This is a genomic window from Pseudomonas putida (genome assembly GCF_004357765.1).
GTDB lineage: Bacteria > Pseudomonadota > Gammaproteobacteria > Pseudomonadales > Pseudomonadaceae > Aquipseudomonas > Aquipseudomonas putida_U.
Genome location: NZ_SMTE01000009.1, coordinates 259,042 through 285,139, shown reverse-complemented (window position 1 = coordinate 285,139; position 26,098 = coordinate 259,042). Strand labels below are relative to the sequence as shown.

At 63.4% G+C, this 26,098-nt stretch carries 21 protein-coding genes, 2 pseudogenes and 2 riboswitches; of the genes and pseudogenes, 15 read left to right on the top strand and 8 right to left on the bottom strand.

Annotated features, from left to right (window positions below; genetic code table 11):
• Positions 1–114: 114 nt before the first annotated feature.
• The 7 genes from E2H86_RS15760 (at position 115) to E2H86_RS15730 (ending at position 7,707) form a co-directional block, all read left to right on the top strand.
• The gene (locus E2H86_RS15760) at positions 115–552 is read left to right on the top strand and encodes a hypothetical protein (RefSeq protein ID WP_133329412.1); all 438 of its coding nucleotides are present in this window, start codon (positions 115–117) and stop codon (positions 550–552) included.
• A 1-nt stretch (position 553) separates the two neighbouring features.
• Positions 554–1,126 carry an adhesin gene (locus E2H86_RS15755; protein WP_133329410.1) on the top strand — a complete coding sequence of 191 codons (573 nt, stop codon included), beginning with the start codon at positions 554–556 and terminating at the stop codon, positions 1,124–1,126.
• A 52-nt stretch (positions 1,127–1,178) separates the two neighbouring features.
• Positions 1,179–2,510 (top strand): heme utilization protein, encoded by a 1,332-nt coding sequence (locus E2H86_RS15750; protein WP_133329408.1) that lies wholly within the window; start codon positions 1,179–1,181, stop codon positions 2,508–2,510.
• A 63-nt stretch (positions 2,511–2,573) separates the two neighbouring features.
• Complete coding sequence (locus tag E2H86_RS15745) at positions 2,574–3,254, top strand: C39 family peptidase (protein ID WP_133329406.1); 681 nt, start codon at positions 2,574–2,576, stop codon at positions 3,252–3,254.
• Positions 3,255–3,297: 43 nt separating this feature from the next.
• The gene (locus E2H86_RS15740; RefSeq protein WP_133329404.1) at positions 3,298–4,068 is read left to right on the top strand and encodes a hypothetical protein; all 771 of its coding nucleotides are present in this window, start codon (positions 3,298–3,300) and stop codon (positions 4,066–4,068) included.
• Positions 4,069–4,113: 45 nt separating this feature from the next.
• Positions 4,114–5,394, top strand: a complete 1,281-nt coding sequence (locus tag E2H86_RS15735) for a transporter (RefSeq protein WP_133329402.1) — start codon at positions 4,114–4,116, stop codon at positions 5,392–5,394.
• Between the two features lie 105 nt (positions 5,395–5,499).
• Entirely contained in the window at positions 5,500–7,707 is a 2,208-nt protein-coding gene (locus tag E2H86_RS15730; protein WP_133329400.1) for an LTA synthase family protein, read from the top strand.
• A 23-nt stretch (positions 7,708–7,730) separates the two neighbouring features.
• Here the strand turns inward: E2H86_RS15730 and E2H86_RS15725 are convergent, their stop codons facing one another.
• Positions 7,731–9,056: a sigma-54 dependent transcriptional regulator gene (locus tag E2H86_RS15725; protein ID WP_133329398.1), complete on the bottom strand. Its 1,326-nt coding sequence runs from the start codon at positions 9,054–9,056 to the stop codon at positions 7,731–7,733.
• Between the two features lie 343 nt (positions 9,057–9,399).
• Between E2H86_RS15725 and E2H86_RS15720 the strand changes: the two genes are divergently transcribed.
• Positions 9,400–9,666, top strand: coding sequence for a hypothetical protein (locus E2H86_RS15720; protein WP_016392598.1), 267 nt, complete (start codon positions 9,400–9,402; stop codon positions 9,664–9,666).
• Between the two features lie 113 nt (positions 9,667–9,779).
• Here E2H86_RS15720 and E2H86_RS15715 read toward each other — a convergent pair whose 3' ends face one another.
• The 4 genes from E2H86_RS15715 to cobW all read right to left on the bottom strand — a co-directional run bounded on the left by E2H86_RS15715 (position 9,780) and on the right by cobW (position 16,292).
• Complete coding sequence (locus E2H86_RS15715; protein ID WP_133329396.1) at positions 9,780–10,349, bottom strand: vWA domain-containing protein; 570 nt, start codon at positions 10,347–10,349, stop codon at positions 9,780–9,782.
• 98 nt (positions 10,350–10,447) lie between these two features.
• The gene (locus E2H86_RS15710; RefSeq protein ID WP_133329394.1) at positions 10,448–11,458 is read right to left on the bottom strand and encodes an ATP-binding protein; all 1,011 of its coding nucleotides are present in this window, start codon (positions 11,456–11,458) and stop codon (positions 10,448–10,450) included.
• A 1-nt stretch (position 11,459) separates the two neighbouring features.
• Positions 11,460–15,221, bottom strand: a complete 3,762-nt coding sequence (gene cobN / locus E2H86_RS15705) for a cobaltochelatase subunit CobN (RefSeq protein ID WP_133329392.1) — start codon at positions 15,219–15,221, stop codon at positions 11,460–11,462.
• A 3-nt stretch (positions 15,222–15,224) separates the two neighbouring features.
• The gene (gene cobW / locus E2H86_RS15700; RefSeq protein WP_133329390.1) at positions 15,225–16,292 is read right to left on the bottom strand and encodes a cobalamin biosynthesis protein CobW; all 1,068 of its coding nucleotides are present in this window, start codon (positions 16,290–16,292) and stop codon (positions 15,225–15,227) included.
• 101 nt (positions 16,293–16,393) lie between these two features.
• Positions 16,394–16,597, bottom strand: a riboswitch (cobalamin riboswitch).
• 80 nt (positions 16,598–16,677) lie between these two features.
• Positions 16,678–16,909: riboswitch (cobalamin riboswitch) on the top strand.
• 105 nt (positions 16,910–17,014) lie between these two features.
• On the opposite strand from cobW, the gene E2H86_RS15695 reads away from it, so the two are divergent.
• The 7 genes from E2H86_RS15695 (at position 17,015) to E2H86_RS15665 (ending at position 23,491) form a co-directional block, all read left to right on the top strand.
• The gene (locus E2H86_RS15695) at positions 17,015–17,200 is read left to right on the top strand and encodes a CbtB domain-containing protein (protein ID WP_133329388.1); all 186 of its coding nucleotides are present in this window, start codon (positions 17,015–17,017) and stop codon (positions 17,198–17,200) included.
• Between the two features lie 10 nt (positions 17,201–17,210).
• Positions 17,211–17,903, top strand: coding sequence for a CbtA family protein (locus E2H86_RS15690; RefSeq protein ID WP_133329386.1), 693 nt, complete (start codon positions 17,211–17,213; stop codon positions 17,901–17,903).
• A complete protein-coding gene (locus E2H86_RS15685; RefSeq protein ID WP_133329464.1) occupies positions 17,903–18,295 on the top strand; it encodes a cobalamin biosynthesis protein in 393 nt (130 codons plus the stop codon). The genes E2H86_RS15690 and E2H86_RS15685 overlap by 1 nt, the downstream gene beginning before the upstream one ends.
• A 29-nt stretch (positions 18,296–18,324) precedes the next feature.
• Positions 18,325–19,077 carry a precorrin-4 C(11)-methyltransferase gene (cobM, locus tag E2H86_RS15680; RefSeq protein ID WP_133329384.1) on the top strand — a complete coding sequence of 251 codons (753 nt, stop codon included), beginning with the start codon at positions 18,325–18,327 and terminating at the stop codon, positions 19,075–19,077.
• Positions 19,078–19,142: 65 nt separating this feature from the next.
• Positions 19,143–19,385 (top strand): DUF1272 domain-containing protein, encoded by a 243-nt coding sequence (locus tag E2H86_RS15675; RefSeq protein WP_133329382.1) that lies wholly within the window; start codon positions 19,143–19,145, stop codon positions 19,383–19,385.
• Between the two features lie 221 nt (positions 19,386–19,606).
• Positions 19,607–20,221, top strand: coding sequence for a response regulator transcription factor (locus E2H86_RS15670; RefSeq protein WP_133329380.1), 615 nt, complete (start codon positions 19,607–19,609; stop codon positions 20,219–20,221).
• Positions 20,222–20,233: 12 nt separating this feature from the next.
• Positions 20,234–23,491, top strand: coding sequence for a transporter substrate-binding domain-containing protein (locus E2H86_RS15665; protein WP_133329378.1), 3,258 nt, complete (start codon positions 20,234–20,236; stop codon positions 23,489–23,491).
• Here the strand turns inward: E2H86_RS15665 and E2H86_RS26835 are convergent.
• The 3 genes and pseudogenes from E2H86_RS26835 to E2H86_RS15655 form a co-directional block, all read right to left on the bottom strand.
• A pseudogene (locus tag E2H86_RS26835) lies at positions 23,466–23,888 on the bottom strand (methyl-accepting chemotaxis protein); the annotation flags it as partial. The gene E2H86_RS15665 and the pseudogene E2H86_RS26835 overlap by 26 nt on opposite strands.
• A 114-nt stretch (positions 23,889–24,002) precedes the next feature.
• Positions 24,003–24,785: pseudogene (locus E2H86_RS26830) on the bottom strand (PAS domain-containing protein); the annotation flags it as partial.
• 113 nt (positions 24,786–24,898) lie between these two features.
• Positions 24,899–25,915 (bottom strand): LacI family DNA-binding transcriptional regulator, encoded by a 1,017-nt coding sequence (locus tag E2H86_RS15655; RefSeq protein ID WP_133329374.1) that lies wholly within the window; start codon positions 25,913–25,915, stop codon positions 24,899–24,901.
• Positions 25,916–26,098: the final 183 nt, after the last annotated feature.

Here is a 26,098-nt window from a genome sequence, read left to right as displayed (position 1 = left end):
AGCAATTGTGGCTAACCCACTGAATTTCCTACCTTAACGAAAACCGGCACACCTTCTGCTCTAGTTCGTGGCAATGCTGAACGGAACCAGCGCTCTGAAGAAGGAATTGCCATCGTGGGGAATATCGAAAAAGGCTTCTACAGCCTGTTGCTGATCGGATGCACAATCGCGGCCAGTCTGAGTCAGACGGCCCAGGCGGACAACGGCATCATCGTCATCACCCGCGATGTGCAGACTCGCAATGCCACGCGCCCGCCCCTCGCTCCCGACCCCTACCCGACCACTGCCAACGCCAACCCCTCCGCGCAGGTACTTCGGCAAACCAACGAGCTGAGCGACGGCGACTTCGCCAGCATCAGCAGCGGTGCCGGCATCTCCGCGATGGTGACCCAGCAGACCAACAACATCAACGCACAAGTCGGTAACCCGCAACAGTTGCCGAATATGGCAGGTGGTCGCGCCAGCGGTGGCGGCAACGGCATCTCCAACATGGTCAACTCCAGCGTCCAACGTGGCATGGGCGCCTTGAACATCCTCACCGGAGGCAAGTGACATGAGGCACTCGCTGCTGATCACGGCCCTGTTCTGCAGTACTTCGGCCCTTGCCCAGTCGCCGGTGGTGGATACCGCCATCATCGACAGCTCCGCCAGCCGCTACGAGGGCAACATGGCGGTCAACCAGGCTGCCGGCGACCAGCAGCAACAGGCCAACGCCCGCGCCTTCGCCGTCGGCCCCCGGGCCAGCGCCAACTACCAGATCCGCCAGAACCTCGACACCCTGGCCGATCCCGCCCGCGATACCCGTGCGCAGATCAACGGCGATGCCTTCAGCCATGGCAGTGGTGCCCTGGGCGTAAACCAGAGTGCCGGGGCCAACACCCAGCAAGCCAATGCGCTGCGCATCAGCATCGGCACGCAGCCACAAAGTCTCGACGACAGCGTCCTTCTGCAGCAGAACGTGGCGCTGGTCAACAACTCCGATGCACCTGGATCCGTACCCGGCTATCGCCAGGTCACCACCAGCGACCGGGCCTTCACCGGTAGCCGTGGGGTCATCCAGGTGAATCAGAGCGCCGGGGTAGGAAATCGAACTGCCAATACCCTGAGCGTCCGGGTCGCGGACTGACCCAAACAGGTAAAGACAGCACTTAACCTAAAACAACGTACGGAGAATCACCATGAAACCCTCGATGGCACTCAAGCCTCTGGTTTTCGCAATTGCTGCGGTCATGGCTGTTGCTGTACAAGCTGGGCAAAGCAGTCACAACAACGGCCATAACAACGGTCACAATAATGGCCACAACAACGGCCATAACGGTGGTCACAACGGCAACGACGATCCAACCGTGATCTACATCTCGGCGACCGCCAATGCCATGGACGCCCAGAGCAGCACAGACAATAAGATCCTCAACGAAGGCACCCTCAATGGCGCTGAAATGAGCAACTCGGCCACCGGCACCAGCGGCAACGTGGGGGTCAACGTGGCGGCAGGCTCCGGCAACCAGCAGGACAACGCCGCCGCCATCGCCAACGCCGCAGCCGAATCGAGCCTGGACAACAGCTTCGTCTTCGGCACCGCCACTGCAACCGCCCAGGTCAACCAGTACAGCAACAACAACAAGGTGAACAATTACGGCAGCCAAGCGGCTGCAGTGATGAGCGGATCGGGTAACAGCGGCAGCGGCAACATGGGCATCAACATCGCTGGCGGCGACCTGAACCAGCAGAAAAACACCATGGCCATCGCCAACGCCGGTGCTGACATCGGCAACGCGGTAGCGACCGCCTCGGCCACCCAGACCGGTCCAGGCCTGGTCGTGAACAACCGTGCTGACCGTACCTATCGAGTGGATACGCTGACCTACACCACTCGGGCCACCGGTTCCACCGCCCGCGCCAACGCCTCGAACCTGGTGTCCGACAGCACCTCGTCGTGGGCCAAGAACGCCAGTGGCTCGAGCAGCCACAATGCAAGTGGCAGCGCAAGCTGGGGCGCCTCGGGCTCGAAGAGCTCGGAATCCAATTCGTCCCACAACGCTTCGCTGGATGTGACGTTCAACGCAGCCGCCAACACATCGACCACCCGCACCTGGGATTATGGCCGTCATGAGCGCAGTGAAAGCGAAACGTTCGATGGATCCCTGGATGCATCGCTCAACGCCACCGTGGATGCCTCGCACAGTTCGAGCCATGACTCGTCGTTCGAGAAGGCCTACGATTCGTCCTATGACAAATCGTCCAGTTCGAGCTACGAAAAATCCAAGGATGGAAGCTCCGAGTCCCACCAGAACGTAGCCCAGAGCTACAGCGAGAGCAGCTCCTACGACCTGAGCAACACCGTGTCGTTCCAGGTTCTGACTCCGACCGGCTGGGCCAACCCTGTGACCAACATCGCAACCCTGAGCGGTTCGGTCAATGGCGGCAGTGGCAACCTCGGTGTCAACGTGGCAGCGGGCGTGGGCAACCAGCAAAGCAACTCGCTGGCCATTTCCAACGTCTCGTTCTAACCAGCGCGTAACAGAGGCCCCCTTCGGGGGGCCTTTGCCACGACCGTATCAGAGGCGTTCGACATGCGCATTTTGGCCCTGGCATGTTTGCTGTGTGTGGCAAGTATTAGCGAAGCGGCGCAGATGCCGCTTTCCGTGCTTCCTGGCGGCGCTGTGATTTACAAGCCGATCCAGAGTATCCGCGAACGCAAGTTCGCCGACCTGGTGCAACAGAAAACCGATTTCAGCTGCGGCGCAGCCGCGCTCGCGACCATCCTGCGCCAGGCCTACTGGCTGGATGTCGACGAAAAACAGATCATCGAAGGCATGCTGGCCCATGCCGACCCAGAACTGGTGAGGGTCCAGGGCTTTTCCATGCTGGACATGAAACGCTATGTCGAAAGCCTGGGCATGCGCGCCCGGGGCTATCGGGTGGCAGCGGACACCCTGACCAGCGTGCGCATTCCGGTAGTCGTCCTGATGGACATCCGCGGCTACAAACATTTCGTGGTCATGCAGAAGGTCGACAAGGGCTGGGTGTACATCGGCGATCCGGTATTGGGCCACAAACGCTATAAAGTCGACGATTTCCTCAAAGGCTGGAACGGCATCATCTTCGCCGTGATCGGCCAAGGCTACGACAAGGGCAACGCCCTGCTCGATCCGCCCTTGCCACTGACCGCGAAAGGCCGCATCAACAATTTCACCCCGGTACAGGACGCGGAGTTGATGGACTTCGGCTTCATCCAAAGCGACTTCTTCTAATCGACTCTTATAACAAAAGAGCACGAAGCTCGGGGAGCATCCCATGAAGATTCCAACCTGGCTCACCCTGGCCTGCCTCGCGGCGAGCCTGCACACCCAGGCGCAGACGTTTGCGCCCATCGAACTCAAGGACCATGAACTGGCCAATCTGCGCGGGCGCTTCGTCATGCCCGGGCGCATCATCAGCTTCGGCGTCGTCATGTCCAGCACCTGGCAGAACGCCAAAGGCGAGGTGATTGGCGTCAGTTCGACGATGCAGATCCAGCAGAACACCATCAAACCGCAATTCTATGTCTCGACCATCGACGAAAAATCCACCACCAGCGGCCAGTCGAGCCAAGCCGGCACCATCAGCGCCGGAACCGGCACCGTGACCGGCGGCGCCGGGCTGGGCACCACCCAGGGCGTGACCCAGGTCGTGCGCGCCGCCGGGGACAACAACGCCGCCAACAACGACGTCGCCATCAACGTCACCAAGGCCAGCCAAGCCGGCAGTACGGCTTCGACGACGCCCAAGGGCCAGTTGCTGACCGCCGGCTCGACGATCTCCGCCAGTAATGGCGCAGGCTCGATGAGCGTTTCGTCCACCAGCAGTGGTGTACAGATGAACATCGTCGCCAGCAACAACCAGGGCGCAACCCTGCAGCGCCTGGCCCAGGGCGGCCTGTTGCAGAACGCCACCCTGCTCGGCACTGGCAACCAGGTGAAGAACTTCACCTCGCTCAACGTGGTGCTACGCGACAACGTGTCGACCGCCGGCGCGGTGAGCGGCAACCTGGATCAGCTTAAAGGCCTTCGCACCCTCGGATACTGATCTACGCTTCGTCTCATCAAATGCAGTCGGAAGGGACGGTTAACCATGCACCGATCTTTGACGTTAAAAGCTGTCGTTTGTTTGACGGCCCTGGCACCGGTCAACCTGCTGTACGCAGCGACCGATCCGCAGGTCGAAGCCCTTAAACAGGAACTGATGGCGCTCAAAGCGCGCTACGAAGCACAACAGAATGCACTGATGGTGCTGGAGCAGCGCCTGCGCCAAGTCGAAGAAGCGCCCCCTGCCCCAGCGCCAAGGCGCCTGACCAAATCCCCGGCGGAAACGGTCAGGGGCGGCCAGACCGTCGCCGCCGGCGCGCCGGGTACCACCGGCAGCTCCTATGGCCAGTCGCTCAAGGACGACTCCGAGCCCGCGCAGAGCGTATCCAACCTCTACGACGAGGCCAGCGGCTTCTTCGGCGGCGGCAAGTTCAGTGTCGAGACCGGACTGACCTACACTCACTACGATACCCGCGCCCTGGTGCTCAACGGCTTCCTGGCGCTGGACTCGATCTTCCTCGGCAACATCAACCTCGACCGGATCAAGGCCGACAACTGGACACTGGACCTCACGGCCCGCTACAACCTCGACCAACGTTGGCAGTTCGATATCAACGTACCGGTGGTCTACCGCGAATCGACCTACTCGTCCGGGGGCGCCGGGGGCGCCGGCCCCGTCACCTCCGATGCCACGGTCACCCGAGACCCGACCATCGGCGACGTCAATGTCGGCGTTGCCTACAAATTCCTCGATGAATCGGAAAGCTTGCCGGACGCCGTGGTCACCCTGCGGGTGAAAGCGCCAACCGGCAAGGATCCGTACGGCATCAAGCTGATCAACGACCCCACCAACGACAACCTCTCGGTGCCGGAAGACCTGCCCACTGGCAACGGCGTCTGGTCGATCACGCCTGGGCTGTCGCTGGTCAAGACCTTCGACCCCGCCGTGCTGTTCGGCAGCCTGTCCTACACCTACAACATGGAGGACTCGTTCAGCGACATCAGCCCCACGGTCAACACCAAGGTGCCGGGTGACGTGAAGCTCGGCGACTCCTGGCAGATCGGCGCCGGTATCGCCTTTGCCCTGAACGAGAAGATGAGCATGTCGTTCTCGGTATCGGACCAGTTCGCCAGCAAGAGCAAGATCAAGCCCGATGGCGGTGACTGGCAATCGGTGCCCAACAGTGACTACAACGCCGCCAACTTCAACATCGGCATGACCTTCGCCGCTACGGACAACCTGACCATCGTCCCCAACCTGTCCATCGGCTTGACCGACGACTCGCCGGACTTCTCCTTCAGCCTGAAATTCCCCTACTACTTCTGACCTGACCTGGGCGCGCGATGCGCCCACCGTCGGCCTCCCCGCCTTATCTCGCCTGGCCTGTTATCATCAAGCACAGATGTATGACGGTTTGATGGCAAATAAGGAATGCTCGTGAACGACCTGTTCGGCCCCTCCCGTACCCGCTTCGCCAGCCTGGCGACCTTGGTACTGGTCATCCCCTTGGGTGCACGTGCACTGCTGGGTTGGTCCGATCCATTCGGATACCTCTCGGACCTCGCCGTAGGCAGCTTGTTGCTGTTGCTGCTGCATCGACGGGCATGGTGGCTGGCCTTACCGCTGTTGCTCGCTTGGGGCGCCCTGTGGATTGCCTCGGCTGAGTTGGTCAGTGCCGTCGGCAGACTACCAACCTACGCCGACCTGGGTTACCTGTCCGACGCGCAGTTCATGGAAAACTCCACGGGCGGCGGCCTGGCCCATCCCTGGTTGCCCTGGCTGCTGGGGGCGGGTCTGGTGGGCTGGCTGGTGAGCGTCTGGCGCAGTCGTGGCCAACCGAGAGCCCGCGTCCCAAGCAAGGCCTGGGCTTTGGTCGCAGGACTGTTCACAGCCCATTGGTCCGGTCAGCATCTGGCTCCCTCCGACGCCGATCAGTGGCGCCAATACAATCTGTTGCACCAAGCGATGTCAGCTGCGGTGGGTGATCTGCAGCAGCGCACGCAGGGCTGGATAGCCCCGCAGAACCGGCTCGCGCCCCTGCCGAGCAGCGGCCTGACCCACTCCGACCTCAACGGCCACAAGCTGCTCGAAGCGCCGGGCAAGGCGCGCAATCTGCTGATCATAACCCTCGAGGGTATTCCAGGAGCGTACCTGCGCCCCAACCGCGAGGCGCTGCCCAGCCACTACGTCAGTGACTTGATGCCCAAGCTCAGTCGTTGGGCAGAGCGCGGCATGAACATCCCGGACTACGTCGTGCACACCCACCAGACCATTCGTGGTTTGTACACGATGCTGTGCGGCGACTACGACAAGCTCGCCAATGGCACGCCAAAAGGGACCGAGATGCTGACCCAGGGCCGACGCAACCAGGCATGCCTGCCGTCGCAACTGCGCCAGGCCGGCTTCAGCACTCACTTCCTGCAGGGTGCCGGCCTACGCTTCATGGCCAAGGATCGGATCATGCCGCATATCGGCTTCGATCAGGTGCATGGCCAGGAATGGTTCGGCAACCCCAACTACGTCGAGTTCCCCTGGGGCAAGGACGACCGCGCGTTTTTCGAAGGCGCCCTGACCTACATCGGCGATCTGCGCAAGCAGGACAAGCCCTGGATGCTGACGTTGCTGACCGTGGGCACCCACCAGCCCTATTCCGCGCCAGAAGCGTACCTGCAGCGCAATGACGATCCCAAACAGGCGGCAGTGGCCTATCTTGACGATGCCGTCGATGGCTTTCTCGCCAGTCTCGAGCGCCAGGGCGTGCTCAAGGACACGCTGGTGGTAGTCACCTCCGACGAGTCCCACGGCATCGACGGGGTGCGCCTGGCATCGTCATGGGGCTTCAACCTGACCCTGGCGCCCGAGCAGGCCGCGCTTCCCCGCATCAAACGTGGTACCTACGGCCATATCGACTTGACCACATCGCTGCTCGACTACTTCGCGCTGCCGATTCCCGCCGACTTGGGCGGCCGCTCGTTGTACCGCGAGTATGACAACGGGCGCGAGATGATCGCGTTCACCAATGGCATGCTGCGCTATCACAATGGCCGTGGCGTATTCACCGAATGCGACTTCCAGCAGCGTTGCCGCACCTATGCCAGCGAGGGCTTCATCGCTGACAAGGCCAAATACCTCGGCCCCGGCCGTGCCGGTACCGGGCAGCAGATCAGCGAGCTCGCTGCGGTCCTCGATCAATCGCTGCTCAAGACGCCACTGAACCTGCGTTATCAGTTTGGCGGCCCGGCCCGCATCGAACTGCAACAACGCGTTCACGACGACTGGACCGACAACCTGATCGGCGCTCAATACCTGGAAATGCCTGAAGGCTCGCATACCCGGGTGCGCATCAAGGTCCGTTCGCTCGATAGCCGCCATGAGGCGCGTATCCAGCTCAAGGCCAAGGAGTACGAACAAGATGTCTCGGTCGGGCTACCCGGCGAGATGCGCGTCAGTGCCGACACCCCTCTGGAGATGGAGTTCGGTTTCGACAACCCTACCGCGCGCAAGGCGTTTTCCTTCCACCTCCTGGGCTATGGGGGTGGCGCAGTCGAGATTACCGATTTCAGTGTCATCACCGCGCTGCCGGGCGAAGAGGAGCCGCCAACCGAAAGCGTCGACACGGAAGCTGAACAGGCCAGTTGAGGCGAACGCCAGTCGCTGCGGCCTCAACGTATCTGATGCTTGTGCAACAGCCGGTAGAACGTCGGCCGGGAAACACCCAGGACCTTGGCGGCAATGCTCAGATTGTCGCTGTGCCGGTTGAGCACGTCGCACAAGGCCTGACGCTCGGCCCGGTGCTTGTAGTCTTCCAGCGTTCCCAGGGGTTGCTCTTCGGCGTCGATGGTATGCAGTCCAAGGTCCTGGGCCTCGATCTGTCGTCCCTCAGCCAGCACCAGGCCGCGACGCACACGGTTGGCCAACTCACGCACGTTGCCCGGCCATGAGTGACGCCCCATGGCGGCCAAGGCACTATCGCTGAACGAACGTGGCCGGCGCCCGGTTTCCAGGCTGTAGAAGTGGGAAAAATGGTTGGCCAACATCGACAGGTCGCCATGTCGGTCGCGCAACGGCGCGGTCACCACTTGCAGCACGTTGAGCCGATAGTACAGATCTTCGCGAAAACGCCCTTGCTCGATCGCTTTCTCCAAATCGACATGGGTCGCCGCCAATACACGCACATCTACGGGGATTGGCTGGCTCCCGCCGACACGTTCGATGTGCTTTTCCTGCAGAAAACGCAGCAGGTTCGCTTGCAGTTCCAGCGGGAGGTCGCCAATCTCGTCGAGAAACAGCGTTCCGCCGTTCGCCGCCTCGATTCGCCCCACCTTGCGCTGGTGCGCGCCGGTGAAGGCGCCCTTCTCGTGACCGAACAGCTCGGACTGAATCAGATGCTCGGGTATTGCGCCGCAATTGATCGCGATGAACGGCTGCTCGTGGCGCAATGATTGACGATGCAGGGTGCGCGCCACCAGTTCCTTGCCGGTGCCGCTTTCCCCGCGGATGAGCACTGGAGACTCGGTCGGCGCCAACTTGCCAAGCAGCTTGCGCAGTTCCCGGATCGGCCGGCTCTCCCCCAGCAGTTCGTGTTCCGGCTCATCCACCCTGACCGTGCCCTTGCCGCGCAGACGCGCCATACCGAAGGCGCGGCCCAGAGTCACCTGCACGCGCGATACATCGAAGGGCAAGGTATGAAAGTCGAAGAACCATTCGCAGACGAAGTCTCCGACATTCTGGATACGCAGTTCCTCGGCGCTGAGCACGGCGATCCATTCGGTGTTGCTACGCTTGATCATGTCCTTGACGGCGTCTGGGTGGCGCAGGTGCGAAGCCTGCAAGCGCAGCAGGCCGACATCGCAGGGATACTCCAGCGCGTGGTCGAGGGAACAGCTGTGCACATCCCATCCGGCGCTACGCAAACCGGGGAGAAGGCGGTGGCAGTCGTCGCACGGGTCGACGATGAGCAGGCGACGAGGGGCTGCGGTTTCGTGCATGACCGTTCCTTGGCGCCAAATTATGGTTTTGTGCGAGAAAACAGTAAGTTGCGACGCCCGAATTAACAGTAGCAACGAAGTTGACGCTTCCCACTACCGTTTGTCTACTAAATGCTGCCACACCAACGGCACCCGGGAATTTCATCGGTTTAATGGCGTCACAGACGGCGGCGGACAACAAACTTCATAACCGCACGAAAAAATTTACAACTGCCGTGTGACTTGGACACCTACTTGGAGCATCAGTACGAATAACCCCGCGCTGCGCATCGCGATAACTGTAGCGAGCCAGAAATCCCGCGGACTAACATTTCGATGTTTGGGACCATAGAGAGACCGAACCATGAACGCCCCGCTCCGTGTCAACGAAGCACTGCTGATCGCCGACCACGCCTTCGAACCCTTCCAGTGTGTAGCCTGGGATGCCCCCAACGGCACTGGAGAGCTGAGCCTGGCAGTGATCGACCGGACCAGCACGCGTATCGGCAGCAAGCAAGTTTCCTCGCGCATCTATTCCGACCCCGCGCAGTGGGCCTGCCTGATCGAAGAAGTACGCGCCGAACTGTGCGAAAAAGGCTACGACCTGCAACCTTGGTCGATGCCAAAGTAATATCGCCGGTTGCCTGCAAGTGCGTGCCTGCCACGCACTTGGGGAACTTTCCCCACTCCCCCATTATTGGGGATGGACACTTTCCTTATTGCGGCATAGTGTCGCGCCCCTTCTTAATTGTTCTTTAACGCCAATTGTTCGAGGTGCTGGTAATCGGCCAGCAACTGTTCGGCCAACTGCCGCGCCCGCCCCAGACGTACAGGGGCTAGTTCCATGTCGATCAGCACCGTGTCACAGGGCATGGGGGCTAGGGCTTGCCAGCGCTGCAAGCGACCATCGGTGAACACCAGGCATCGCTGGGCTTCGTGGGGGTGCGCCTTGCGCCGCGTCAGTAACCAGTCGCGTGCTTGCTTCAGTGCCTCCAGCAATGGCGTGCCACCACCGGCACCCAGGGCACGCAACCAGGGCTGCAACGCCGCCGACGCCTTCAATCCGTGTCGCTGCCAGCGTGGCGCACCGCCACTGGCGGTGAGCAGGGCCAGCCGAGCGCGCTGGCGATACGCTTGATCGAACAGCTCCGCCAGCACGCCTTTGGTGGTGGCCAGCGCCTGATGGCGACGGGTCGAGGCCGACGCATCGACGATCACCAGCCACACTACCGGCGCCTGGCTGCGGCGCTGCTGCCAACACAGGTCCTGGCGCTGACGGGGACGACCTTTGAGCAACGTCGGCAACCAGGCCACGCGACCACTGGACGAGGGCTGCGCATGGCCGCCGCGGGGGCCTGTCAGTTTCCCGGCGCTGCCCCTGGCATCCGCCGCCTGCGGCTGCTGGCGGATGCTCAGGGCTTTTTTGCCCAGTTCGGTACCTCACGCCGAGGGCCGGTGGAGACGGGCTGTGCCGGTAGCGCTCCCCAATCCCCCTGCCCGCCTTGCCCGGCAGTGCTCTGCCCGGCAGCGCTGAATGACCCAGCCGGCGGATTGGACTGGCTCTCGGGGGGCGTGCCCCGCCGCCGATGGCGCAGAGCGAACTCGGCCACCGCCTCGACATCCTCTTCGGCGATGCATTCCCCGCCACGCCAGGCGCAGTGCGCGCGGGCCGCACGCAGCCAGACCAGGTCAGCCCGCAAGCCATCGACGCCCGCCGCGAAACAGCGCTCGGTGATCCAGGCCAGCGCCTGGTCATCGAGAGCGATAGCCGCCAGACGTTGCCGAGCGCTGTGGCAGCGTGCGCGCAAGCTCGCCTGCGCCCCGGCCCACTCTTGGCTGAACGCTTCAGGATCGGTATCGAAAGCCAGGCGCCGGCGAATGATCTGCTGCCGGGCAGCCGGCTCGGGCAGGCCGTCGAGCAGGACGTTCAAGCCAAAGCGATCGAGCAATTGCGGGCGCAGCTCGCCTTCCTCGGGGTTCATGGTGCCGATCAATACGAAACGGGCGCTGTGCCGATGGGAAATGCCGTCGCGCTCGATGCGGTTGGTGCCGCTGGCAGCCACGTCGAGCAACAGATCCACCAAGGTGTCCGGCAGCAGATTGACCTCGTCGACGTACAACACGCCGCCGTCGGCCTGGGCCAGTACACCAGGCGAGAACTGCGCCCTGCCCTGACCCAACGCGGCATCCAGGTCCAGCGTGCCGACCAGGCGTTCTTCGCTGGCCCCCAGCGGCAGGGTCACGAAAGGGCCCTCGCCGAGCAGATCGGCTAGCCCCCTGGCCAGGGTGCTCTTGGCCATCCCACGGGGTCCTTCGATCAGCACGCCACCGATCTTCGGATCGATCGCGGTCAGACACAGGGCCAGTTTCAGGTCGTCGGCACCCACCACGGCTGCCAATGGAAATTGCACGGGTTCACTCATTTCAAGCCTGTTCCTCGCCATCGAGCAGTTGCGCCTCGAGGGCCTCGCGGTAATCACCGGGCTGCTCCCACAGACCTCGTTGCTGGGCTTCCAGCAGGCGTTCGGTCAGGTCACGCAGCGCTTCGGGGTTGTGTTGGCGCATGAAGTCGCGGGTCGCTGGGTCGAGTACATAGGCATCGGCCAGCGACTGATAGTGATGATCATCGATCAGGTGCGTGGTGGCATCGAAAGCGAACAGGTTGTCGACAGTCGCCGCCATCTCGAACGCGCCCTTGTAGCCATGACGCTTGGCGCCGTCGATCCACTTGGGGTTGAGTGCACGGGCGCGAATCACCCGGTTCAATTCTTCCTTCAGGGTACGCACCCGTGGCCGGTCGACCTGGCTGTGATCGCCGTGATAGCTGGCCACCGTCGCCTGGGACAGGGTTTCCGAGGCCGCCAGCATGCCGCCCTGGAACTGGTAATAGTCGTTGGAATCGAGCAGGTCGTGCTCATGGTTGTCCTGGTTGTGCAGCACTGCCTGGACTTGGCCCAGACGCGAGGCGAACTGTGCGCGGGCGGGAGTACCATCGTCCTGGCCGCCATAAGCGTAGCCACCGTGGTTGAGGTAGACCTCGGCCAGGTCTTCGCGGCTGTGCCACAGACGGCCATCGATGGCGTTCTGCACACCTGCGCCATAGGCACCCGGCTTGGCGCCGAACACTCGCCAACCGGCCTGGCGCGCGGCTTGCTCGGCGTCGACGCCTTGTGCCTGCAAGGCCTTGCGCTCGGCACGGACGCGTGCGGCAAGGGGGTTGAGGTCGTCCGGCTCGTCGAGTGCGGCGACGGCCTGCACCGCCGCATCGAACAGCCGTATCAGGTTGCCGAAGGCATCCCGGAAAAAGCCCGAGACGCGCAGTGTCACATCCACCCGCGGGCGGTCCAGCAGGCTCAACGGCAGTATCTCGAAATCATCGACGCGCTGCCCTGCGCTGGCCCAAACCGGGCGCACGCCCATCAAGGCCATGGCCTGGGCGATGTCGTCACCGCCGGTGCGCATGGTCGCCGTGCCCCACACCGACAGGCCCAGCTGGCGCAGGTGGTCGCCATGGTCCTGGAGGTGGCGCTCGAGAATCAGGCTGGCCGAGGCGAAGCCAAGGCGCCAGGCAGTGGTGGTCGGCAGGTTACGCACGTCGACGGTATAGAAGTTGCGACCGGTGGGCAGCACATCCAGGCGCCCACGGCTGGGCGCCCCACTGGGGCCGGCCGGAACGAAACGACCGGCCAGGGCAGCGAGCAGGCCATCACGCTCGGCATTGCCGCAGGCATCGAGGTTGGGTGCAACTTCCTCGCACAGCGCCTGGATTACCCTGTGCACCCCCTGCCAGGAGGTATCCTGCGGTAACTGCAATCGACCGTCGAGCGCCTGTTCGATCACCTGCAAAGCGAATAGCTCCAGGCGTTCGCGGGTGTCCCCGCAGGTGCGCCAGGCGCTGTCGTCAACCACCTTCAACAGCGCCGGACGCGGCCCTGTCCATGGCTGACCGAGGTCACAGTCGAGCGGGTCGAAGCCCAGTGCCAGAGCCTTGGCCAAGACCCGCGGCAGGCTGGCATTGCCATCCTTGCCATCGCCACGTTCGACGCGCAGCAGCGCCAACAGCGTGTCACGGCGCAACCGTCCCTGCGGCGACTGGCCAAAGACGTGCAGGCCATCGCGGATCTGCGATTCCTTGAGGTCGCACAGATAGGTATCCAGCCGAGGCAGCCACACTGCGGCATCGTCCAGCTGACCTTCGAGCTGCAGTTCGCGATCGATATGGTTGGCCTTGACCAGTTCGAGAATCTCGCGCTGCAACTCGCGGGCCCGGCGCGGGTCCAGCAGTTGCGCCTCGTAGTACTCGTCGGCGAGCCGTTCGAGATGACGCAGCGGCCCGTAGGTCTCGGCGCGGGTCAGCGGCGGCATCAGGTGGTCGATGATCACCGCCTGGGTACGGCGCTTGGCCTGGGCACCCTCGCCCGGGTCATTGACGATGAACGGATAGACGTTGGGCAACGGCCCGAGCAGTGCGTCCGGCCAGCACTGTGCCGACAGTCCCACGCCCTTGCCGGGCAGCCATTCGAGGTTGCCGTGCTTGCCGACATGGATCACTGCATCGGCGGCGTAGACGTGGCGCAACCAGAAGTGAAACGCCAGGTAGGCGTGGGGCGGCACCAGGTCAGGATCGTGATAGACCGCACTGGGATCGACCTGGTAACCCCGTGCTGGCTGAATACCGACGAAGGTCTGACCAAAGCGCAGGCCGGCCACCATCAATCGCCCGCTGCGGTACATAGGGTCCTGTTCAGGTGGCCCCCAGCGCTCCAGCACGGCTTGGCGGTTGGCTTCGGGCAAGCGGGCGAAAATGGCCTGGTAGTCGGCCAGGGCCAGGCTCTGGGCGCAGGGGCGCAGGTCCAGGTGATCGAGATCGTTGGTCACCCCACCGAGCAAGGCATGGATCAGGCCGGTGCCGCTGTCGGGCAGGTCGCCTACCGGGTAACCTTCGTCACGCAAGGCTACGAGTATGTTGAGAGCGGCTGCGGGGGTGTCCAGGCCGACACCATTGCCGATCCGGCCATCACGGGTCGGGTAGTTGGCGAGCACCAGGGCCACCCGCTTTTGCCCGTTGGGCAGGCGGGCCAGGGCCACCCAGCGCCGCGCCAGCTCGGCGACGAAGTCCATGCGCTCAGGGTGAGCACGGTAGCAAACGACATCGGCCTGGCTGCGCTCGCTGCGCCAGGCCAGGTCCTTGAAGCTGACCGGCCGGGTGATGATCCGCCCGTCCAGCTCCGGCAGGACGATATGCATGGCCAGATCGCGCGCGCCAAGTCCCTGCTCGCTGGCCTCCCACGCCGGCTGATTGTCCTGGGCGCAAATGGCCTGCAGCACCGGGATGTCTCGGCGCAACGGCCGCAGGTTGGGACGTTGCGGGCTCGACAGGGCAAAACCCGTGGTGTTGATCACCACTTCGGCCCCCACCTCCTCCAGCCACTGCTCAAGCTGCTCCAGGCAGGCGCTTTCCTTGAGGCTGGCCAGGGCCACCGGCAGCGGATTGAGCCCCGCCGCCTGCAAGCGCTGGCAGAACACGTCGATGAAGCCGGTGTTGGCAGCTTGCAGGTGTGAGCGGTAGAACAGCAGCGCTGCAACGGGTTGCTGCGGATGCCACTGGCTGTACCAATGCTCCAGGGTCGCGCTGCCTTTGGCCGGATGGTAAACGGCCGTACGCGGCAGTGCCTGAGGTTCTGACCAGGGATACTGCCTGCCCAGCCACAGGCTGGCCATGCAGTTGAACAAATTGAGCGCATTGGCTTTGCCGCCCTGGCGCAGATAGTGCCAGAGGCGCTCGGCCTGGGCCGGGTCGACCGTGCCCAGCGCGGTGAGCTCCGGGTCCGGACGATCGTCGCCAGGCACCAGGATCAGTTGCACGCCTTGGGCCGCCAGCTCGACCAGTTGCTCGACCCCATAGCGCCAGTAACCGACGCCGCCATGCAGCGACACCAGGATCACCTTGGCGTGACGCAGCACCTGGTCGATGTAGAGGTCGACCGAGGCGTGGTTCTGCACCTGCATGGGATTGGCCAGGCGCAGTGTCGGAAAGTCGTCGGGCAATTGCTCGGCGGTGTCGGCGAGCAACGCCAGGTGCGAATCGCCGCTGCAGAGGATCACCAGCTCGGCGGGAGTCTGGCCAAGGTCGGCAATGCTGTCATCCGGCACGAAGCCGCCGGGCTGGGTCCGCAGCAGGTGCATCGATCAGGCGCCCAGGGCCTGGCGCAGGCGCCCTTCCAGGTGAGCGGCGTCGAGGTCCTGGCCAATCAGCACCAGTCGGGTGATGCGCGGTTCGTCGGCACGCCAGGCACGATCGAAGTGCTTGTCGAAGCGCGTCCCCACGCCCTGCACCAGCAGACGCATCGGCTTGCCCGGAATGGCCGCGAAGCCTTTGGCACGTAGGATACCGAACTCGACCACGAGCTGAGTCAGGGCGTCGAGCAGCAGGCTCTCGTCGGCCTCGGGCAGGTCGATCGAAATGGAGTCGAAGGCATCGTGGTCGTGATCGTCGTGGTCGTCGCCGTCATGATGGCTGTCGTGGTGGGTACGTCGGCCATCGATATGCGCTTCGGCCTCGGCCCCCACGCCCAGCAATACCTCCAGCGGCAAGCGGCCACTGGCGGCCTCGATCACCTTGACTGCCGGCGGCAACTCTTGCGCCACCTCGGCACGGACTTTGGCCAGACCCTGTGCATCGATCAGGTCGGCCTTGTTCAGCACCACCAGGTCGGCGCTGGCCAGTTGGTCGGCGAACAGTTCGTGCAGCGGCGACTCGTGATCGAGGTTAGGGTCGAGCTTGCGCTGAGCATCGACCTGATCCGGGTAGGCGGCAAAGGTGCCGGCGGCCACGGCCGGGCTGTCGACCACGGTGATGACGGCATCGACGGTGCAGGCGTTGCGGATTTCCGGCCACTGGAACGCTTGAACCAGCGGTTTGGGCAGCGCCAGGCCGCTGGTTTCGATGAGAATGTGGTCGAGGTCGCCACGGCGGGCCACCAACTCGCGCATCACCGGGAAGAATTCCTCCTGCACGGTGCAGCACAGGCAGCCGTTGGCCAACTCGTAGACCCGGCCGCTGGCTTCTTCTTCGGTGCAGCCGATGCTGCATTGCTTGAGAATCTCCCCATCGATGCCCAGTTCGCCGAATTCGTTGACGATGACCGCGATACGACGGCCTTGGGCATTGTCGAGCATGTGGCGCAGCAAGGTGGTCTTGCCCGAGCCGAGGAACCCGGTGACGATGGTGACGGGGAGTTTGGCCAGTGTTTTCATGTCGCGTTGCCCTTGGCAGGTTGGCGCGGGCATGCGGGACGACAGCCCCGGGGCCAGGTCGGCTGGGCTCGTTCGCCACCGGATCACCCCGCCCGGTTGAAAGTCGAAATCGCCTCGAGGCAGGTCTCCTGGCTTGCACCGGTCGGCCCCGTGATCCAGGGCTTGCGGACGACGCCTTCCCGCGCCGTCGCGCAGTGGCTGTGTCGATCCAAAGGATGCTTACAGTTGCGGGGGCAGCCGCGGCTTGTACCGCGTTCCCATCTTAGCTTCGGCATGGCCGAAGAACCTCGAAGCGGCAAGGCTACGCGGGGGGTGGCTGGGGGTCAACCGATGACGGGGGAAATTGTGCCGGGTCGTGGTTGACGCCACTGCGGCCCCGTGCTCTTCTTATGCCCTGCGTTCAGGTGCCCCTACGGGGGTGAAACGGGAAACCGGTGCGTCGCAGGCCCTCGACACATGTCGAACAGGCCCGACCATTCCGGTGCTGCCCCCGCAACGGTAGACGAGTGAAGGGTCTTGACCACTGTGCCACGCAGTTCGGCATGGGAAGGTGACCCCATCAGGAGCCACGCTCCTCCTCGTAAGCCCGGAGACCGGCCTGGCGTTCATGTACACCCCGCGGAGGGCGGGCGCTGTCGCATTCCCCTTTCCTGGGGCCCAAGGCGCTGATGCGTCCGGGGCGGCCGCGCCTGTTGCCTGAGATAAATGCAGAGGAATGCGTCATGCCCGTCACCACTCTCAAACACAGCGTCGCCACCCCCAGCTCCCTCAGCCAGCGCCTCGTCGTCGCTGTCGGCGCCAGCCTGCTGGGCCTGTGCCTGGTCTACTTCGCAGGCTTCTCGCACATCGAAGCGGTGCACAACGCCGCCCACGACACGCGTCACAGCGCCGCCTTCCCCTGCCACTGAGCCCGCCCGCATGATCAAGCGCATCGCCCGCACCGCCGGGTTCAGCGGCCTGCTCGCCGCTCTTTTGCTGACCCTGCTGCAAAGCTTCTGGGTCGCTCCCTTGATTCTCCAGGCCGAAACCTATGAGAACGCCGGTCCAGTGACCGAGCACCACGAGCATGACCACGAAGCGTCGGCCGCCCACAGCCACGACAGCGAGGCCTGGTCACCCGAAGACGGTTGGCAGCGCATCGTTGCCACCACCGGCGGCAACTTGGTGGTAGCCGTCGGCTTCGCCCTGATCCTTGTCGCACTGTACAGCTTGCGTGAACCCAATCGCGCGCTCTCGGGCGCCTGGTGGGGGCTGGCCGGCTTCGCCGTGTTCTGCCTGGCGCCGACCCTGGGCCTGCCACCGGAACTACCCGGGACTGCCGCCGCTGACCTCGGCCAGCGCCAGGCCTGGTGGATCGGCACCGCCGCCGCCACTGCCGTGGGCCTGGGCTTGCTGGTGTTCGGTCAGCACTGGCTGCTCAAGGCGCTCGGTGCAGCGCTGCTGGTACTGCCCCATATCATCGGCGCGCCCCAACCTGAACATCATTCCAGCTTGGCGCCAGCGGACCTGGAAACCCAGTTCAAGATCGCCTCCTGGCTGACCAATGCCGTGTTCTGGCTGGCTCTGGGCCTGCTCAGTGCTTGGCTCTATCGTCGCGCCAACCCGGCCTGATGACGGCGCTGTACATCGGCCTCGGTTGCCGCCGAGGCTGTCCGCTGGAAACCCTCGAAAGCGCGCTGCGACAAGCGTTGCAGGACCATGGCTTGGCGCCTTCGGCGATATGTGGCATCGCTACCGTGACGTCCAGGGCCAACGAGCCTGCACTGGTGCAACTCGCCGAGCGCCATGGCCTGCAGCTGCAGCATTTCGACGCCCCTGCGCTCGAGCGCTTCGAGGCGCAGCTCAGCCACCGCTCGGCCGTCGCCCACCTCCACACTGGCTGTTGGGGCGTAGCCGAAAGCGCGGCCTTGGCCCTGGCCTGGCAGGTCGAAGGCCAGGCCAGCCTGGTACTCACCCGCCAGGTCCACGGCCCGGCTACCCTGGCCATGGCGCGTGGTCGATAATCGCCTCACCCATCGTTCAAGGATCCACCATGACTGTTTACTTCATTGGCGCAGGCCCAGGCGACCCCGAACTCATCACGGTCAAGGGACAACGCCTGATCCGCCAATGCCCGGTGGTCATCTACGCGGGGTCGCTGGTGCCTGCGGCCGTGCTCGAAGGGCACCAGGCCGAAACCCTGATCAATAGCGCCGAACTGCACCTGGAGCAAATCATCGCGGCGATCCGCGCAGCCCACGACAAGGGCCAGGATGTCGCCCGGGTGCACAGTGGCGATCCAAGCCTGTACGGCGCCATCGGCGAACAGATCCGCCACCTGCGCGAACTGGGAATCGACTACCAGATCATCCCTGGGGTCACTGCCGTCGCTGCCAGCGCAGCATTGCTCGGCTGCGAGCTGACCCTGCCTGAAGTGGCGCAGACGGTGATTCTGACCCGTTACGGCGACACCTCGCCGATGCCAGCCGGTGAGCAACTGGCCGACCTGGCGCGTCACCGCACCACGCTGGCCATCCACCTGGGCATCAAGAACCTCAGGCGGATCGTCGCCGATCTGCTGCCGCACTATGGCGGCGACTGCCCGATCGCCGTCATCCATCGTGCCACGTGGCCGGATCAGGACTGGGTCCGCGGTCGCCTCGACGACATCGTCGAGCAGGTGGCCGCCAAGGGTTTTAGGCGTACCGCGCTGATTCTGGTGGGTCAGGTGCTGGGCGATGCCGCCTTCGCCGACTCGGCCCTTTATCGCGCCGGGCACGCGCATCTGTACCGGCCCCGTGACTAAAGATTGCCAAGCGTCTACAGGCCAGAGCAGACTCCAGCTTCCCGCCCATGCCACGGAGTTCTACCATGCTGGAGCTGCGCCCCAACTGCGAATGCTGTGATACCGACCTGCCCGGCGATAGCCCCGACGCCATGATCTGCTCGTTCGAATGCACGTTCTGTCGTCGCTGCGCCGAGCAGAGGTTGCAAGGCCAATGCCCCAATTGCGCGGGACAACTGGTCGCCCGGCCAAGCCGAGTGGGCCTGGCCTTGCGTAACAACCCCGCCTCCTCCACGCGCGTATCCAAACCCCACGGTTCGTGCCTCTGAAACCCCTGTAAAGATGTCTTGCCCCTGTGCTGCAAGGGGTTAAGCATTCCCTCGTCCTTTGTAGGGCTTTTCAACAGAGTATGGTGTGAATTTCCACAGTTCTATACTCGCCATTACTAAGGAGGAGGAATGTCCGTATCTTGCGCGCTGCCGGCCATCGTCTGCAGGCCTCTTCCCGCTACGCGGGAGAAACGGACCACATTCCGACAGGAGTTTTCTACATGACTACAGTACTGATCGTCGACGATCACCCTATTGTTCGCCTTTCCCTACGCATCATTCTGGAGCGTGATCGCTTTCAGGTTGTAGGAGAAATCGATGACGGGAAAGAAGTCGCCCAAGCCGTACGTGACCTTCAACCGGATGTCGTCATCCTCGACATCGGCCTCCCTGGACTCGATGGCATGGAGGTGATCAAACGCCTGCAGAAGCTCGAGCCGCAACCGAAGATCATGGTCCTCACCGGCCAGGCTGGAGATCTGTATGTCAGGCGCTGCCTGGACGCCGGCATCGCCGCATTCCTGACCAAGGATGAAGACCTCGACGCCGTGGTGTTCGCCTTGAAAGCACTGGTCAAAGGCTACTCCACCTTTCCCCAGATGTCGGTCAACAGCAGCACGCTGGAAAGCGAAGCCTACCGTCTGGGCAGTTTGTCCAACCGAGAAATGGAAGTCTTGCGTCGCCTTGCCCGCGGCGAGAGCAACAAGTTCATCGGCCAGCAGATGAACCTCAGCGCCAAGACCATCAGCACCTACCGCGGCCGGATCATGGAGAAGCTGCGCACCGAATCGCTCGTGGAAATGGTCGATCTGGCCAAGCGCAACCAGGTGAACTGAACGGGCGATGTGATGAGAATCGTCCTCTGCTGTCTTTTCCTGTTGCTGGGCTGCTTGTCCACCGACGCCTTCGCGCAGGCCGCTGGCGAACAGCGTCACTTGCTGGCGCGCTCGGTCAGTGCTGCACCGCCGTTGAAGCTCGCTGCCCAGGATCGCCAGTGGTTGCAACGGCGCAAAGTGTTGCGCCTGGGCAGTTCACGCCCTGACTATCCTCCCTTCGAGATAAATGCCAGTCTCCACGACTATGAAGGCCTCAGTGCCGATTATGCCGGGTTGATTGCCGAGCAACTGGGGGTCAGCATCGAGGTACGGCGATTCGACAGCCGGCATGAGGCAATCGCCGCGCTGCGTGACGGACGCATCGACATACTGGGGAGCTCCAACGCATTCGAGGCCGCCGATGCCCAACTGGCCTTGAGCCAACCCTACGCCGACGACCTGCCGGTCATCGTCACCCGCGAAGGTCGTAGCCTGGAGCATAACCACGCCCTCGACGGCCTGCGCCTGGCCATGGTCGACCACTACCTGCCCGCAGCGCAGGTCCGGGCACTCTACCCCAACGCCCAACTGAGCCTGTATCGCTCCACGCTCACGGGCATGGCAGCCGTCGAACTGGGGGAAGCCGACGCCTATCTGGGAGATGCAATCAGCACCGACCACCTGATCGGCAAAAGCTATCAGGGGTCCCTGAAGATCGACCATTTCTGCCAGGCACCAGCGGCTGCGTTCGCCTTTGCCCTGGCCCACGACAACACGCGCTTGCATCGTCTGGTCGACGACGCCCTGGCCAGGATCAGCGAAAGCGAGCGAATGAACATCCTGAGACGCTGGAGCAGCGGCAACACCAGCCTGCTCCTCGATCGTCACCCTGCGGCGTTGACCGAGCAGGAGCGTAGCTGGATCGCCGCTCACCCCAGCGTCACTGTACTGGTCAACAGTGCCCTGGCGCCCCTGACCTTCAACGATACCCAGCAGCATGCCACCGGCATCACCCTCGACCTGCTCAAGCAGATAACCCTGCGTACCGGTCTGCACTTCGACGTCGTCGAGCACGACTCTGTGCAGAAGATGGTCGATCTGGTAGCCCGCGGCCAGGCACAGATGATCGGCGCCCTGGGCTATGGCGCGGAGCGCGCCACCAAACTGCGCTATACCCGCCCCTACCTGGTCAGCCCGAGGGTGCTGGTGACGCGTTCCCAAGGCGTTTCGGCCGCCCAGGCCAAGTCGTTGGACGGCAAGCGTGTAGCCTTGCTACGCGGTTCACCGCAGCGCGCACAGCTACAGCGCCAGTACCCAGGCGTCGAGCTTGTTGAGGTGGACAATCCGCTCGGTCTGATGGAAGCCGTGGCCAACGGCGACGCCGATGTGGCCATGAGCAACCACATCAACGCCAGCTATTACATCAATCACGTATTCAAAGGCACCCTGCAGATCGCCGCCATGCTCGGCGACGACCCCGCTGTAGCGGCGTTCGCCGTAGCTCCGAACCAGCCACAGCTGCAGGCGATTCTGGACAAGGTGCTGCTGAGCATTCCGCCGGATGAGTTAGACCAACTGATCAACCGCTGGCGGACCAGTACCCTGGTCAGTGACAGCCCTTGGCGCAACTACCGCACCCTGGCCTTGCAGGTGCTGATCCTCTCGGCGCTGCTGCTGGCGGGTGTGGTGTTCTGGAACAGCTACCTGCGCAAACTCATCCACCAGCGCACCGAGGCCCAGCAAGCACTGCAGACTCAGCTGGGGCTGAGCCGGGGCCTCCTGGAGCAATTACGCCAGGCCAAGGATGACGCGGTGCGGGCCAGCCAGACCAAGAGCACCTTCCTGGCCACCATGAGCCACGAAATTCGAACGCCGATGAATGCCGTCATCGGCTTGCTGGAGCTGGCCCTGGAAGACAGCCAGGCCGGGCGCTGCGACGTCGAGACCCTACGCACCGCGCACGACTCGGCGATCGGCCTGCTTGAACTGATCGGCGACATCCTCGACATCTCGCGCATCGAATCCGGACATATGACCCTGCAACCGGTCGCGGTCGACTTGGTCGGCCTGGTGCACGCCTGCTTGCGGGTCTTCGAGGGCAACGCGCACCTGAAAGGGTTGCAGCTGAACAGCGAAGTACCCGAAGGGCCGTGCTGGGTGCAAGCTGACCCGCTTCGCCTCAAGCAGGTGCTCTCCAACCTTTTGAGCAATGCGATCAAATTCACCGACCGCGGCGAGGTCAAGGTCAGCCTGCGGCTCACATCGCAACCCGAGCACATCGGCGTGAGCCTGGTGGTGCGTGACACCGGTATCGGCATCGCCGCGCCCGACCAGGACCGCCTGTTCAGCGCCTTCGCCCAGGCCCAAGGTCCGCGGGCGCAGCAGGGCGCCGGGCTGGGTCTGGTGATCAGCCGCACCCTGGCCGAACTGATGGGGGGCGAACTCAATCTGCAAAGTGTCGAAGGCGTCGGCACCCGGGTCGAGGTGCTGGTGAACCTACCGCGCAGCGCGCCCGTCGAAGTGTCCGAGCCTGTCCACTGCGCGCCACAGGCGACCGAAGGGGCGTTGGATATCCTGGTGGTCGACGACTTTCCGGCGAACCTGATGCTGCTGGACAAACAGCTTTCCAGTCTCGGCCACCGTGTCACCTTGGCTGAAAACGGCGAGCAGGCGCTGGCCCTGTGGCAGTCGACGCCATTCGAACTGATCCTGACCGATTGCAGCATGCCGGTCATGGATGGCCACGCCCTGACCCGCGCCATCCGCAATACCGAGCAGGCCCGGGGATCAGTGCCCTGCCGGATCATCGGCATCACGGCCAATGCCCAGGCCGAGGAGCGCGAACGTTGCCTGGAAAGCGGCATGGACGATTGCCTGTTCAAGCCCATCGGCCTGCAGACCCTCAGGCAGCATGTGGCAGGCGCCACGCCGAAGCACTCACCGGTCAGCTACTTCAACCTGGATGAGCTGCGCCACCTGACCCAGGACGACGAGCAATTGACCCGTCGCTTGCTGGAGCAACTGGCCAAGAGCGCCGGCGAAGACCTCGCCGCCCTGCAGGCCCTGGACGAAGACAGCAACGACGCAGCACTTCGCGCCCTGGCCCACCGCATCAAGGGAGGAGCGAAGATGCTCAAGGTCCGACGCATCGTCAGCGTATGTGAGGCTATCGAGCAGGCTCAGGCCGGTGGTGAGCCGACTGCCGAGCTGCGCCGGCAACTCCATGCCGGCCTGCAGACCCTTTGCCGCGAACTCGACGAACAGCTCAATGCAATTGCAGCGTCGAAGTGATTTCGCCGATCGCATCGACCACGTGCCGGGAGCCTTGCTGGATCTCCATGATCACCGTGCCCGCTTCGTTGGCCAGCGCCACGCCACGACCGGTACGTGACAGGCTCGACTGCATGCTGGCCACTGCGGTCAACGAAAGATCGTGGTTCTGGCGCACCACATCGACGATTTCCAGCGTCGCTTTGCTGGTCCGCGCGGCCAGACTGCGCACCTCATCGGCCACCACCGCGAAGCCGCGTCCATGCTCGCCGGCCCGCGCTGCTTCGATAGCTGCGTTGAGGGCCAGCAGATTGGTCTGGTCGGCAATGCCGCGGATGGTCAGGACGATCTGACCAATCACATCCGACTGCTTGCTCACCGCATCGATGCTGCGGGCGGCATCGTTGAGCTCCTGAGAAATCTGCTCGATCACTTCTACCGTCTGCTGAACCACTTCGGTCCCTTTGCGCGCGCAGGCGTCGGTCTGCACCGAACTGGCGTGGGCAGCCTCGGCGGCGGTTTGCTGGGTGGTGACCTGGGCGGTGATGTCGCTGGCGAACTTCACCACCTTGTAGAGCCGACCCTTGTTGTCGAAGATCGGGTTGTACGACGCCTCAAGGTAGACCGTCTGCCCGTATTTATTGACCCGTTCGAAGCGGTGCGAGTGGTATTCGCCCCGGTTCAGCGATGCCCAGAATTCGCGATAGGCCGCAGACTCGCGCTCGTGGGGCTGGCAGAACAGACCATGATGACGACCGACCACCTCCTCATGGCTGTAGCCCATGGTCGCCAGGAAGTTTTCGTTGGCCTTGATCACCCGGCCTTCGGGTGTGAATTCGATCACCGCCATCGATCGGCCGATGGCCTTGAGCAGGCTTTCGCTCTCGTGCTCCTCGATCACCCTGCAGGTAATGTCCGAGGCTACCTTGATCACACTGGTGACCTCGCGCTGAGCATTGAACACCGGCATGTAGCTAGCCTCCAGCCACACCTCTCGCCCAGCCTTGTCCAGGCGCTCGAAGGTGCCACTGATCGCCTTGCCCTCGCCCAGTTCACGCCATAGCTGTTGGTATTCGGCACTGTTGGCATAGGCCGGGGCGCAGAACATCCGATGATGCTGACCGCGCAGTTCGTCGGCGCTGTAGCCCAAGGTCTGGCAGAAGCGTTGGTTCGCTTCGAGGATGGTGCCGTCGGGGGCGAATTCGATCATCGCCATCGAGCGGCTGATGGCCGCCAATTTGGCCTCAAGGCCCGCCAGTGCCTCCCTGCTGCGCTGGATTTCAATCAGGTCTGCCTTGTGATGGAAATCGAACATGACGCCAGGCTCCTCCTCATGAGATGCCCTCAGCATAGATTGCCTGCGCACAAGTGCCAGCATAATGCTATTGCTAAGCAATTACTCCGTTGTGACTACCGTTTCCGATGGCTTCAGGAGCTTTCCCTGACCATCAGTTCGAAGCCCAGATCCTGTTGCTCGGCCGCCACCAGCTTGCCATCGAGCAAGGCCAGCAGTGCTTGAGCGGCACGCTTGCCAACCGCCGCCCGAGGGGTCCGAATCGAGGTCAGCCGCGGGACCATGTGCGCCGAGGCTGGCAGGTCGTTGAAGCCGACCATCGCTACCTGCCCCGGCACGTCGATGCCCTGGCGCAATGCCTGGAGTACCGCCCCCTGGGCCAGATCGTCGTTGCAGAAGAAGATCCCATCGACCTCTGGCGCTTGCGCCAACAACTGGCTGAACAGTTCGCCACCCAGAGCGATGGAAGACGGCTGGGGCGCGAGCAACTCACGTTCGCCCCCTTGCAGACCGGCCTCGACCAACGCCTGGCGGAAACCTTCGGCGCGCTGCATCACCCGCGGGTCGAGTTGCGCAGCAATGAACGCCAGCTGCTTGCAACCCCGCGCTATCAGGTGCTGGGCTGCCGCCCGTCCGGCCAGCTCCTGGGAAAAGCCCACCGAGAACACCCCCTCGCCACCGAGCTCCATCATGTGCACGCATGGCACGCCACTGGCAGCGAGCATCTGACGGGAAGCCTCGCTGCGCTCGAAGCCGGTGAGCAGGATGCCGCATGGCTGATAGGCCAAGTAGTTGCGGATGAGGTTTTCTTCCTCGGTCACGTCGTAGTGGTAGTTACCGATCAGCACTTCCAAGCCACGCGGACGCATGACCTCGTGAATCGCCTCGAGGGTGTCGATGAACAACTGGTTGGACAGCGATGGGATGAGCACCACCACCGATTGGCTGCGCGCCGACGCCAGTGCTCGCGCGGCAGGGTTGGCCACGTAACCGAGGCTTGCTGCGGCCGCCACGACCTTTTCCACCAATGCTGGCGCAACGGTGCTGACCCCGCGCAGCGCGCGCGAGGCGGTGATCGGAGAAACCCCTGAGAGCCTGGCGACTTCTGCCAGGGTGGGACGGCCGGTGGTGCGGGAACCTGTACGAGACATGATTGTTGTAATTTTACTACTTGCAAAGAGACGGGAACGGCCACTAAGGTAGCGCTGTCTCAGGACGCAGGCAATGTAATCTTTGGTCGCGACGGTAGCGACCGAGCGCCTGGCGTCCATACTGCGTAAGGACAAGACCAACAACACCGGGAAGACAGTCAGGCGTTTCTATCAAGACAGCGC